This is a genomic window from Cytobacillus sp. FSL H8-0458, assembly GCF_038002165.1.
In the GTDB taxonomy this organism is placed as follows: Bacteria; Bacillota; Bacilli; order Bacillales; family Cytobacillaceae; genus Cytobacillus.
In genome coordinates this window covers 1,689,356-1,701,823 of the sequence record NZ_JBBOBR010000001.1, presented here as the reverse complement: position 1 = coordinate 1,701,823, position 12,468 = coordinate 1,689,356, and the positions used below count along the sequence as shown (strand labels likewise).

Genomic DNA, 12,468 nt, shown 5'->3' with positions numbered 1-12,468 from the left:
ACGTCAACTAAAAATGACACGTTGTCACAAATTTGCCTTTTTATTGAATGGATAGCTGTTTTGGAAACAAAGAATAGGCCTATTTACATGTCACCGATAAAAGCTGTATAATGAATAGATAATTAGTTACTCTAGATAACTATTACTCAAAGTAACCATTTAGGAGGTTATTAAGATCGAAACATTTCAGCGATTTTTCCATCAGCTTGTGCTATTATATCGCCCATTTGAGAATAGGCTGAACCATGCGTTAAGCAAGCATCATTTATACAGGGCCCAATGGTCCATCATGTATTACTTGAATAATGATGGTTCCGTTACATTGGTGGAGCTTTCCCATTACCTTGGCGTTGAAAAACCAACGGTCACAAGGACGATTGCAAAATTGGGGGAAATGGGCTATTTAGAAACGGTGCCGACTAAAGACAAAAGGGAAAAAAAAATGCAGCTGACTGTTGTCGGCAGGAAGGTTTATCAGGAAGTACGCGCCACAATCGATGAATTCGAACAGAATATTTTAAAAGGAATTTCAGAGGAGGAACAGCTGGAAGGAATTCGTCTGATGAGCCTAATCCGCAAAAATTTAATGCAGGGAGAGTTATAAATTGAATTCGAAGCTTTGGACAAAGGATTTTGTGATTGTTTCATCGGTTAATTTTTTCTTAACATTGATTTTCTATCTGCTGATGGTGACCATAGCAGTTTTTGCAGTGGATTACTATAGTGCTACAACCAGCCAGGCCGGACTTGTGACAGGCATTTTTATCATAGGCACGCTCATTGGGAGGCTTTATATCGGGCGGGCCATTGATAAAATAGGACGCAAGAAAACACTTTTTATCGGTTTGACCTTTTTTACACTGACGACTCTTTTGTATTTCGTGAACATTGGAATTGCTTTCCTGCTGATGACCAGGTTTATTCACGGCATTGCTTTAGGGGTGGCAAGCACGGCGACTGGAACCATCGCGGCACAAATTATTCCGGCAGCACGCAAGGGGGAAGGAATTGGCTACTTCAGCATGAGTACAACACTGGCGACTGCTGTTGGGCCATTTATTGGCTTATTGATGATGCAAAAAGTTTCTTTCCAAGTGATTTTTGCCTTCTGTCTTGTCATCGGAATTATTGCCCTAATTACATCCTTCTTTTTATATGTTCCAGCCGTTGAAACCTCAGATGTGAAGAAGCCTGGTTTTCAGCTTTCCAGCTTTATCGAGCCAAAAGCGATTAAGATCGCATTTATCACGCTCGCGATTGCATTTGCTTATTCCGGCGTCCTCTCTTTTATCAACTTTTACGCAATAGAAGTCGATTTAGTAAAGGCTGCGAGCTTTTTCTTTCTCATCTACTCAGCCGCTGTCCTGGTTTCACGTCCATTTACCGGTCGGCTGATGGATCTTAAAGGTGCAAATTATGTAATGTACCCCGCTTTTATCTTATTTGCGGCAGGCATGTTTGTGCTTAGTACAGCGAACAGCAGTTTTACCCTGCTTTTGGCAGGTGCACTAATTGGGCTTGGCTTTGGAAACATGCAGTCCTGCACCCAGGCCGTGGCCGTCAAGCTGACACCGGCACATCGGATGGGATTGGCAACGTCAACGTTCTTTATCTTTCTTGATGCAGGCTTGGGATTTGGTCCCTATTTGCTGGGATTCATTATTCCGGTTACAGGATACGGCAAGCTCTATGGCATGATGGCACTCTTTGTTTTATTATCAGCCATCTTATATTATTTCCTGCATGGGAAGAAGGAAGCTATAGCTTTAAAGAAATTGAACACATCTGTTTCAGCTTGAACCTAAATCAGGAAAAAGCCATGGACCTCTAAACAGTCCATGGCTTTTGATTTTTCAGTTCTGAAATACTGTAACCGTTTTAGGACTCGTGGTCACTTTAAAGCCCTGTTTATTTGTTACTTCCGCACTAATGGTGTAAGTCCCATTTGGAAGATCTGCGTCCGGAGTCCACTTTAAATGAATTTCATGTTCGTTTTCTACATTAAAAGTATCAACGATTTTTCCTGCTTCATCTTTAATGTGCACTGTCCAGTTTACGCGGTTGTTTGCAAATCCATTGATGCCGGCAGGTGTGTTTGCATTCACATTTTTATTAGGATAAACACTGAAATAGCTCACTAGCATCCCCTCATCTATATAGGAAGGATCTCCCCATACAGCATAGCTCTGGTTAAATGCATGGTCGATGCCCATTACGACAACGCTCTTAGGATCATCTTTTACAAGGGCTGACGTTTTTCCAGGCTCGAGCGGCATATACTTGCCGTTGTACCAGATGATGGCCCCATTATAGCCGCTTCCGCCTTTGTTATCTTCCGACTTGAAGGAAATCTCATATTGGCCGTCCTTTGGCTGAACCTGTATATCAGAAACCACTGGTGCAACGGAATCTACGTGAACCGGAAGCCTTACTTTCTGCGGTTTGGCATCCTTATAATCAAGTGTTGTTTTGATTATATATTGATAGGAGCCATCTTTAACGAAATTCCCGTTTTGATCCTTAACATCCCATAAATAGCCGTTAATCATATAGTCACGGAAAGCCATGATATTTTTGCGGAACTTCCAGGGCTTGCCTGTAAATTCACTGAAGTCGCCTAAGTAGTTGATCATTTCTCCTTTATCATTCTCCACGTACATTTCTGTCTTTTGTAAATTGCGGAGAGCTGTAAAAGTTGGGAAAACACCCGGCAAAACAGCATTTGGCGAAATGACAATACGATCCATATTAAATGTTCCGGTATACGGATCATATCCCATCGGGAACTGTGCTCCTTCATCATTCCAAAGGACTGTATATCCTAAAAAGGCATCTTTTTCCCATGCAGCAGGGTCAAGGTTTAGCGGCTTGTCCCATTGACCAAAATAGCCCATGTATGGAATTGTCAGCGGCACAGCGGCATCATTGTTTTTCCCTGTTGGCACAAGACGGACATATCCTTCGACAAATGTGCCCTTTTTCAGGCTATCCGGCAATTGAATCTGTACATCAAGACTCTTGTTTTGTCCTGGCTTAACTTTTAATGTTTTTCCTTTTTCATTGGTCACTTTTTCACCATTGACGATGGCAGAAGCCCCCGAAATCCGCTTGCTGGTCATTGTTAAATATTCCTTCTCATCCAATTTACCATCATTATCAAAGTCATACTTTTTTGTTTCTGTTTCGTCTGTTAAAACATCAACGTACACTTTGTATTCCAGTTCTTCAACATCAGCATCCCGAAGTGCTTCGACATTCAATTTGAAGTGTGCTTTCTCATTGATTTCCTTAAGTGCAACCGCTCCTGCCTGTTCCAAAGGAACGTTTTTATTTGTCACCAGCACAGGTGTTTTGATGGCATTTTGTATTTGCATTAATCCGGATCCCTGAACGCGTGGTGAATAAGGGACTTGACTGCTGGAACGCGGATCTTGAATGGTTTTTGACGTATTCATTAAGGCGATTTTTGCTTTTAGTGCCGTTTCTTTGGATTGCGGCAATCCTTTTTCATATAAAGCCTGCAGCAGCAAAGCTGATCCGCCTGCTACATGAGGCGCAGCCATGGACGTACCGCTCATAATTTCATATTCATTGCCGGGAACAGTTGAGTAAATCCCTCCGCCTGGTGCTGATAGTTCAGGTTTGAAGTCCAGCGTGTGCGGCGTTCCAAAAGATGAAAAGTCTGACATGTTATCTTTCTCGGCATTATCGACCCAAACACCTTTGCTCATCTGCATTTTCACTGTTTGTCCATTGGATAGCTGTGAAATTAAGGCATTCCCATCCTCTTTGCTGGTAGTAGCTGCAGGGGTTAAGTATGGACTAAAATACAAGAAAGGAAAATCCGCTTCATCATGAGGCGGTACAAGGATAACCGCCTTGGCACCATTTTTTCTGGCTTCGGATTGGACATAGGTATATAAACCATATTTTTGATTTGGTTTTGCTACGACTATTTTGCCTGCAACATCTTTACCGGCAAAATCAGCTGTCTTTCCTTCCCCTACATATACCATTTCATAGCTTTCTCCTGCTGTTAACACCTTTGATAGCTTGAAGTTTACATGGGTCTGATCCTGGTATGGAAGCTGCAAGCCGTTTTCATCAGTAAGTGCATTCATATGCAATTTAGTATTTTCATAAGATGCTACTGATAGCGCAAATGGACTGACAGAAGGCTCTCCGACTGTGCCGATATCCGGATTTTCTGCATATGGCATGGCAGAGGCCTCCATAATATTATTTTTTGTGCTGTAAGATGAATTTCCTCCAGCCACTACTACCAGGGTACCCTGCTCAGTTGCTTCCCGGATTGACTTTTGGATGGGATCATTTTCTTCTCCAACAAAACCGGCATCTGACCCAAGACTCATGTTAATGACATCTGCGTCCATTGCCACAGCATGTTCAATTCCAGCAATAATATCATCTTCATAAGCTCCCCCGCCGTTATCAGAAAATACTTTTTCGGCTAATAACTGGACACCCGGAGCGATCCCCTTGACCCCATCATTTTCTTCATCGCCATTAGCACCTACTGTACCAGCCACGTGCATGCCATGCGGACTTCCATATTGTCCCCGGGGGATGACATCCGTATCTTCATCGGCCCAGTCATAGCCTGTCGGCACTTTGTCACTATACCAGACATCATTAATAGCCGTTTCAGAGAGTTTTGCCTGGATTCCTCCTTCAGACCATTTCTGCTTGTCTTTCCCTTCATCCGTCAATGTCATATCCTGGTGTGTATAGTCCAATCCTGAGTCAACTACAGCAACAAGCAGCCCTTCGCCTTCATAGCCATGCCGCTCCCAGACCTTCTGTGCCTGCACCAGCTCCTTGCTGGCACCCATGGATGGCTGGAATGTTCTCGCAATATGTACGTTAATGACACCAGGAATATCCTGAATTTCTTTTACATTACGAAACTCGGTTTCCAGACTGAACCCATTAAACCCCTCAAAAAAGCGATGCTTCAATTTCTTGAATGATTTTTTCTTGGAAAGTGCTGAAATTACCTCGTCTTGCTTTGCCTTCATTTTACTTTTTTTGCTTTTATTTGTTTTCTCTGTATCTGCAGGCTGTTCGATCTCAACAATTACTCGTAAAATTTCAGTTGGCTCATATGGTTGGGTTAACCCTTTTTCTTTAAGATCCTTATATCCCAGCTTGTCCACTGCATTTGCATCAGTCTGAAATTGCTGCTCCAAAAATAATTTCTGCCCCTGCTTAACAATGTCTTCAATACTTGGAGCCTTGATCTCATCATCCTGATCTCCTTGTGCGGAGACTGTTCCCCCGAATAGCATTGCTGCTGCCAATGCAGAAGCAAGCACCTTATAGGGTACCCCTTTTTTCACTTTCATTTCTCTCCCGCCCTTTCCTATTGAAAAATCTATATTTTTTTAACTTTTCACATAATTTATTGTAGGGCCGGGGCTGAGAGATGTAAATTGGGGGAAATCAATAGAAGGCATCTGTTAAATTTCAGAACTTTGTATCCAGAACACAAGATTTATTCCTATTATAATAGTGTAAAAGACATGTTCCCTTTCATATTTTCTACTAACTTTCTCACTTACTGGTAAAAAAGTCTTTTTCGAATTACCCCAAATTGAAACCTTTAAAAACCTTATAGGAATAATATCCCGATAGTCTTTGGGAAAAACAGACATCTGACATTTCCTGGCTATCTGTTTCTAGCTGATAAGGTATGCTACGATACTATTTAAAACTACAGGGGGGATACTTTTGAAAGAAGGCTTAATTATTAAATATTTCCGGGAACGGGCTGGGCTGACGCAAACTCAGCTGGGTGAAGGGATTTGTTCTGTAACTCATATAAGTAAAATTGAACGGGGACAAACACAATATTCCTCTGAAATCACGAATTTGATCTGTAAACGGCTGAATATAGATCTTACACTCGAACTTGAAAAGTTTGATACGCTGGAGATTAAACTTCATGAGTGGCTGGAGGCAATGGTAAAACAGCAAAATGAATATATAGAATGGATTAAAGAGGATTTAGCCCAAAATCCTTACCTGCATTTTTCGGAAACTAAATATTTTCATTCAATCCTCTTGGCTCGCTATCAACTGATGCATGGGAACTTTGATAAGGGCAAAGCGCTTTTAGAAAGCTGCCAGGTTGCTTGGAACTCCCTTGAGCGCTTTGAACGGAATCTTCTCCAACATATATGGGGAATTTATTTTCTCAATATACATAATTGCAAAGAAGCCATTTCCCACTTAAAGACTATTAATCCTAAAGAATATAATAACCATGAATTTTATTTTCACCTCGCTACTTCTTCTCATTTAATGAATGATAAAGTAAAGGCCTATCACTATGGGACGCTTGCACTATCCTATTTTCGGGCAACCAATAATTTCAAAAGAATTCTAGATACAGAAACCGTTTTATTGATACAAATGGGCACGAACGACCTTTGCCAATTTGAAGAAACCGTCAAGAAGTATCATACATTAATAAAGTCCTGCCGGGCCCATAAAGAAGAAGTAAGAGAAATGACCCTTTGGCATAATCTTGCCGTTGAATATTTTGCAAAAGGATTTTATTCAGAAGCGAGTGAAGTTTACAAAAAGGTATTGGACCAATCCGATTTAATTCCTAATCCGTCTGTAAAATTAGGCGCTATAAGAGGCTATGTCCATAGCTGCCTTAATCTGGATCAATATAATAGACAAAACCTCAGATCCTTGCTGGACGATGGCCGCAGGCTAGCTGAACAATTTCAAAATAAAACCTATCAATTTGTTTATTATATGCTCGATATCCTTTTAGAAGATAAAGACATAAATGATTACTATCTCTTTTTAGAAAACACATTCCTTCCACACCTTCATGAAATAGGTAATAGCACATTAATCAACCTCTATGAAAAAGAATTATTCCATTATTACAGGAAATCTTCACAGCATGAAAAAGCATGCAGGCTTGCAGCCAAGTACTTCGAGCCGCTCAGCCATTAAACAGCAGAAAAATCTCCTTATCTTTCATGGGAGATTTTTCTTTTTGCCCTCTTTTCTGTTTTCTCCCCTTTGAGCCTTTTCTCCTTATTTCCTGTTCACTCCCCCAAAGGATCTATGTCTTCTGAATCTAAAAATTCCCCCAAAAAGGAAAATCTTAGATTAAAGATAATTAAGTATTTAAGAGACAGCTGCCAGGCATATTCACCTATTATTAATCTATAAGGAGAGGATCACATGCTGGAAGGGGAAATTATTAGATACTACCGGGAAAAATCCGGGCTCACACAAGCCATGTTAGGTGAAGGAATTTGTACTCCTACCCATGTAAGCAAAATTGAAAGAGGGAAAACTGCGTATTCACCGGAAATTATTTCACTTTTCTCTGCCGTTTTAAATATTGACATTCAAAAGGAAATTGAATACTTCCGGGATCTGGACAAGCGCCTGCAGGAATGGCATAAAGCCATCATCATGTATAGATTACCCAGGGCGGAGGAAATCAAAAATGAATTGGAAAGCTCGCCTTTTATTCAATCTTCTAAATATGCAGCCCACTATCTGCTTTTAAAGGCTAGATATCATTTACTGCATCAGGAATTAGAGGAAACATCCCGGATCATTAAGAAAATAAGCAATGAGTTTCCAAACCTCTCTCCTTTTGAGAGAAATTTATTTTACCATGTTCAAGGGATGTATTATATTAACCAAGCAATAAAACCTGATAGCCCGGATCAGCAAAAAGCGCTTCAGGTATTAAAAAACATCGATATTGATGAATATGGCAATGAAGAATACTTTTATCACCTGGCAATTGCCTATCATTATATCGATTCAAAAATCATGGCTTACATGTTTGCGGAAAAATCATTGCAGCATTTCAAAAACACGAACAACTACACGATGGCGATAAAAGCGGAATCCATTATCCTCCTGCAGATAAGCAGTGATATCTTAACTGACATGGATAAACTGGCAGAACGGTATCATCATTTAATCTGGGACTGTGAACGAATTGGATTTCAAGACTATAAAGGCCTGTTATACAATAATTTAGGATTTGAGTATTTCAATAGGGAACAATATGCTGAGGCAAAGGATTGCTATAAACAGGCCCTGCGTTTAGCTGACAGGAATACAATCATTTATCTTCAGCGATTATATTCTTACCTTAATTCCTGTATAGAAGGCAAATTATCCGGTAAAACAGCCCTTCTTAAAAAAGCTTGCGAAGGAATTCAGGTGTCAAAGGAGCTTAAAAGCACTTTATACTTATCATTATTTAAACTTTCTAAGTATCAGCTTTATCACCAGCGTGAGAAATATTTTAAGTATTTGGAAGAAAAGGCTTTTCCTGAATTTATTAAAATTAAGCATATGATTCTCATGCGCAGGTATGGCAAAAAGCTTTATGAATATTACATTGAGACAGGAAATCATGAAAAAGCCATTCATCTGAACAGGCAGCTTGAAGGCAAAGAATTAATTAATGTGTAGAAAAATCCCTTGAATCTTCCTTCAAGGGATTTTCCGTCCTTTTCTATTTTTCTGTTCCTTCAGCCTGTTCTGCATTGAATTTCCATTCGACCTGGAGTGCATCTCCCTGGAATTCGTTTTGGTCCTCTCCGTTATCCACAAATTCGAACAGCACTATAATTTTATCGGTTTCACCAGGGGCCAGGCCATCCGGCACTGTTCCACCGCCTACAAAATTATCAATGGCTGTTAAATCGGGAGTTTGTGTCTGCAGGTCATGTAAAGTCGTTTCTGCAACCTGTACGGTTGCATTAGCCTGATTGTATAGGATTGTGACTTTAATATGTTTGCCGAAATCATCTGCATTTTCAGCCCCGTTTAATTTTGCATCCTCCACCTGATAGTTTGTATGCAGCAAGATCTTTGAAATATCAAGAGTACCGCTATTTGCAATGGTAAATTCGCGTGAAACCTCGTCACCTGGTTTTAAATCGCCAATATTGACGATTGTTTCAGGGTTTACCGCCAAATCGAGTGTACCTGCTGCAAACGTGTTATTCGTAACCTCTGTATCGCTGAAATAAGCGTATGTACCCCCACCCATTAATGAAAAACCTAAAGCAGCTGTTAAAAGTCCTTTACTTACCTTTTTTGCAAATCCCATGTTTTACTTCCTCCTCTGGATATTATAAATTTATTTAACTCTCATTTGCCTGTGGCAGATAAGAGGCATTACCGAAGTATTAAGCATTTTTAGTTTCGTATTCTTTAAGGGCCAGAAAAATAGTTCTCGCTGCAGATAGCAGCAGGAGAAGTCCCGGGATAAACAGCAGGAGTGCGGAACCTTCCTTGGATGCTGTAAACTCAGCCGCATAGCCTGCATATGGAATGGTGAAGCCCGTATATTTGCCGGTTATATTTTCAGGCTGCACATATTCCATATCCGGTGCGTCATTGTTGTCGCCTTTTGTTTGATATAAAACCCCGGCTTTCGTTTTCTTTACTTCGACAATTCTATGGGTAATTAATTTATCTCCTGATTTAAAGGTAATAATATCTTCTGTTTTTAAATGTTCTTTACTGTCCGGCTGTTTCACTACAATGATGGATCCTGTCATGAAAGTGGGTTCCATCGATCCCGATAAAACAGCTTTAGCCTGATAACCTATAAGGGACGGTTCTCCTCCGGATGCTTTTGAGGATATTGCCCAAAAAGCAAGCAGACACAGGAGCACCAATCCTGCTGCACTGATACATTTATTCAGTATTTTCAGAGCTTTCCTCATTGCCTATCTCCTCCTGTTCATCCTTCTGTGTTTTGTCCTTGCTGACAGTCTGTTCATCCTCGGGCTTCGATTGTTCCACCACTGGCTGTTTGGGTTCAATTATCTGATTTTCCAACTCGCTGATAGGCATTACTATTTTTTCACCCTCACCCATTTTGTTTGTTTTATTATCTTCTTCTTGCTGCTCTTTTTTCAGCTCTTGCCATTTTTGGTTAAAAAGCTGTTCCAGCTCCTGAAGATAAAGAGAATCATTCATTCTCAGAAGGAGCTTGTCTACTTTTAGAAAACCTTCACTTACAAACTCATATCCTTCCTTTTTTTCTGCTTGCCGGTCCAGCTTTTCCAGTTCAGCTCTTATTCTATGAAGTTCCTCCAAGATGGCTGCTATCTGTTCTTTTTTTCTCAAAAATTCAGCGCGAGGATCTGCGGTCCCATTTAAAAGCCCATTCTTCACAAGTGCTTCTAAATCGGCATGCTCTTTTATTATTTGGTCACTGTTTATCCTGGCTTTCTGTTCAAGCCCGTGAATATAGGATGGGAACACAAAAGCAGTGGAGATTAAAATAGGCTTTGTCTCTGCCTGGCTTGTAAAGGCAGCTGCTGTTTCCCCGACAAGCTGAGTGCCCGTATAAAAACTCAGGCAGCATAGACAAGGCAAAATGAGTTTATTCAATCCCTTCTTCATCCCCTGCTCTCCTCTCGAAAAGGTGTCTGTGGAACAAGCATACGAGAGGCCATGTGCAAAGTAAATTGGGTTATTTTGCGGTATTCCAAGGCAAAATACAGGCTATTTTGATTTCCGAATTCATGAAAGACAGGCATATCGCTGATTCCTATATCCCAATTGACCATTTGTGGAATTTTCAGAATAATGGACCTTGAAATACCAATCCAAACTAAGAGGTGATCAGTTTGAAAAGAAATCAGCTAAAAAAGAAAGTCCTCCCTGCGGTTCTGGCAGCTTCGTTTGCCATCTCGGGACTATCACTGCCCGCAAAAAATGTGCTGGCAAATGAAGAAATCGTTAAGTATCATCAGGAATTAAAGACGCCTTCCTACATAATTGGGACCTGGCAAGCTCCTGAAGGACTGAGTAAGGAAGAAGCTGTATATGCGTTCCTTCAATCAAAGGCGAACTTATTTAAAAATGCGGGCTACGAGGCCAAGGACCAATTCAAAATCATTGATCAATTTAATGATAAGGAAACGAACACACACCATTTCAGAACAGTAGAGCAATACAACGGAATACCAGTATACGGATCACAGCAGACCATTGCTTTGGATGAAAGTAATAATGTGACAGCCTTCTTCGGTAAGGTTACACCAAATCTGGCACGTTCCATTATTCCAACTGATGCGAAACTGGGCGAAGATGAAGCACTGGATAAGGTAAAGGAAAGCATTGAAGATAAAATTGGAGAAGTGAAGAGCTATGATGGTATAGAAGGAGAACTTGTTATTTATCCCCATAATGGGCAAAAGCTTCTGGCTTATTATGTAACAGCATCCACCTCAGCACCTTCACCGGGGTATTGGCATTATTTTGTAGATGCTGCAACTGGAAACATTATTCATAGCTATAATGCCATCGCAGAACTGACTCCATCTTCACCTGAACAACCTGAGGCACAGCAGACGGCTTCTTCCCAGCCCGCACCGAAAGCACTTCCGACTGTTTCAGAACCTGTTCAGGCAAGGGGAATGGATATTTTCGGGACACTTCAATCATTCCAGGCGGTTAAAGACCCGGAAACAGGAACGCACTATTTATTCGATGGGACAAGATCGGAAGGTGTTCATACATTCAAAGCGAACCGCATGCCTGAAAACGCGTTTATTATCCTTTCAGGTCTGCTTGGTATGACCGGATTCGAGGTGGAAAGCAGAAACGACTTCTTCTACGATCCTTCTGCGGTGTCTGCCCATGTGAACGCAGGAAAAGTTTATGACTATTATAAAAAGGTTCATGGCCGGGATTCCCTTGATGGCGAAGGGATGAAATTAGTTTCAACTGTCCATATCGGTTCGAAGTGGAATAATGCTGCATGGAATGGCAAGCAGATGCTATACGGTGATGGTGACGGGACTCGCATGATATCGCTCTCTGGTGGTCTTGATGTTATCGGGCATGAAATGACACACGGCGTAATCACCAATACAGCCGATTTAATTTATGAAAATGAATCCGGTGCGATCAATGAATCAATTGCAGATATTTTAGGGGCTTTCGCTGAAAATAAAACAGGCGAAGATCTTTGGTTATTAGGTGAAGATATTTGGACGCCAAATACACCAGGTGACGGTCTTCGTTCTATGAGTGACCCGGGTTCCGTCTATATTGGCGGCTATACAGAATCAGGCTACTACCCTGATCACTACAGCAAACGTTATATAGGAGAGCTTGATAAAGGCGGTGTCCATATCAACAGCAGCATCAACAACAAAGCTGCCCACCTAATCACAGATGGAGGCACTCATTACGGTGTTTCGGTTACAGGCATCGGAAAAACAAAAGCCGAAAAGATTTTCTACAGAGCACTTACCCATTACCTGACAGCAAGCTCCGACTTCAGCCAAATGCGCCAGGCAGCCATCCAGGCAGCAAGAGACCTGCATCCGGATCGAAACGGACAGCCTTCAGCTGAGGTAAAGGCCGTCATGGCAGCATATGATGCTGTTGGGGTTCAATAAAATTACCTTCTAAAATTAA

Annotated in this window: 9 protein-coding genes; 5 read left to right on the top strand and 4 right to left on the bottom strand. The window is 41.1% G+C overall.

Features of this window, described 5'->3' with window-relative positions; translation table 11 throughout:
* Positions 1–208: 208 nt before the first annotated feature.
* Both NYE23_RS08165 and NYE23_RS08160 read left to right on the top strand, forming a co-directional pair.
* Entirely contained in the window at positions 209–604 is a 396-nt protein-coding gene (locus tag NYE23_RS08165) for a MarR family winged helix-turn-helix transcriptional regulator (protein WP_341076933.1), read from the top strand.
* A 1-nt stretch (position 605) separates the two neighbouring features.
* Positions 606–1,799: an MFS transporter gene (locus tag NYE23_RS08160; RefSeq protein ID WP_341076931.1), complete on the top strand. Its 1,194-nt coding sequence runs from the start codon at positions 606–608 to the stop codon at positions 1,797–1,799.
* 54 nt (positions 1,800–1,853) lie between these two features.
* Here NYE23_RS08160 and NYE23_RS08155 read toward each other — a convergent pair whose 3' ends face one another.
* Entirely contained in the window at positions 1,854–5,366 is a 3,513-nt protein-coding gene (locus NYE23_RS08155) for a S8 family serine peptidase (protein ID WP_341076928.1), read from the bottom strand.
* Positions 5,367–5,751: 385 nt separating this feature from the next.
* Between NYE23_RS08155 and NYE23_RS08150 the strand changes: the two genes are divergently transcribed.
* The gene (locus NYE23_RS08150; RefSeq protein WP_341076924.1) at positions 5,752–6,996 is read left to right on the top strand and encodes a helix-turn-helix domain-containing protein; all 1,245 of its coding nucleotides are present in this window, start codon (positions 5,752–5,754) and stop codon (positions 6,994–6,996) included.
* Between the two features lie 234 nt (positions 6,997–7,230).
* Positions 7,231–8,490: a helix-turn-helix domain-containing protein gene (locus tag NYE23_RS08145; protein ID WP_341076922.1), complete on the top strand. Its 1,260-nt coding sequence runs from the start codon at positions 7,231–7,233 to the stop codon at positions 8,488–8,490.
* A 43-nt stretch (positions 8,491–8,533) separates the two neighbouring features.
* On the opposite strand, the gene NYE23_RS08140 is transcribed toward NYE23_RS08145, so the two are convergent.
* The 3 genes from NYE23_RS08140 to NYE23_RS08130 form a co-directional block, all read right to left on the bottom strand.
* A complete protein-coding gene (locus NYE23_RS08140; RefSeq protein WP_341076921.1) occupies positions 8,534–9,133 on the bottom strand; it encodes a TasA family protein in 600 nt (199 codons plus the stop codon).
* A gap of 79 nt (positions 9,134–9,212) precedes the next feature.
* The gene (gene sipW, locus NYE23_RS08135) at positions 9,213–9,755 is read right to left on the bottom strand and encodes a signal peptidase I SipW (protein ID WP_341076920.1); all 543 of its coding nucleotides are present in this window, start codon (positions 9,753–9,755) and stop codon (positions 9,213–9,215) included.
* On the bottom strand, positions 9,727–10,440 hold the full coding sequence (locus tag NYE23_RS08130; protein WP_341076918.1) for a DUF4047 domain-containing protein: 714 nt from the start codon (positions 10,438–10,440) through the stop codon (positions 9,727–9,729). The genes sipW and NYE23_RS08130 overlap by 29 nt, the downstream gene beginning before the upstream one ends.
* A 227-nt stretch (positions 10,441–10,667) precedes the next feature.
* On the opposite strand from NYE23_RS08130, the gene NYE23_RS08125 reads away from it, so the two are divergent.
* Positions 10,668–12,449: a M4 family metallopeptidase gene (locus NYE23_RS08125; RefSeq protein ID WP_341076917.1), complete on the top strand. Its 1,782-nt coding sequence runs from the start codon at positions 10,668–10,670 to the stop codon at positions 12,447–12,449.
* Positions 12,450–12,468 lie beyond the last annotated feature (19 nt).

Coding starts and splice junctions, on each gene's coding strand:
- NYE23_RS08155 (WP_341076928.1), bottom strand. CDS start 5,366: ATGAAAGTGAAAAAAGGGGTACCCTATAAGGTGCTTGCTTCTGCATTG.
- NYE23_RS08145 (WP_341076922.1), top strand. CDS start 7,231: ATGCTGGAAGGGGAAATTATTAGATACTACCGGGAAAAATCCGGGCTC.
- NYE23_RS08140 (WP_341076921.1), bottom strand. CDS start 9,133: ATGGGATTTGCAAAAAAGGTAAGTAAAGGACTTTTAACAGCTGCTTTA.
- sipW (WP_341076920.1), bottom strand. CDS start 9,755: ATGAGGAAAGCTCTGAAAATACTGAATAAATGTATCAGTGCAGCAGGA.
- NYE23_RS08130 (WP_341076918.1), bottom strand. CDS start 10,440: ATGAAGAAGGGATTGAATAAACTCATTTTGCCTTGTCTATGCTGCCTG.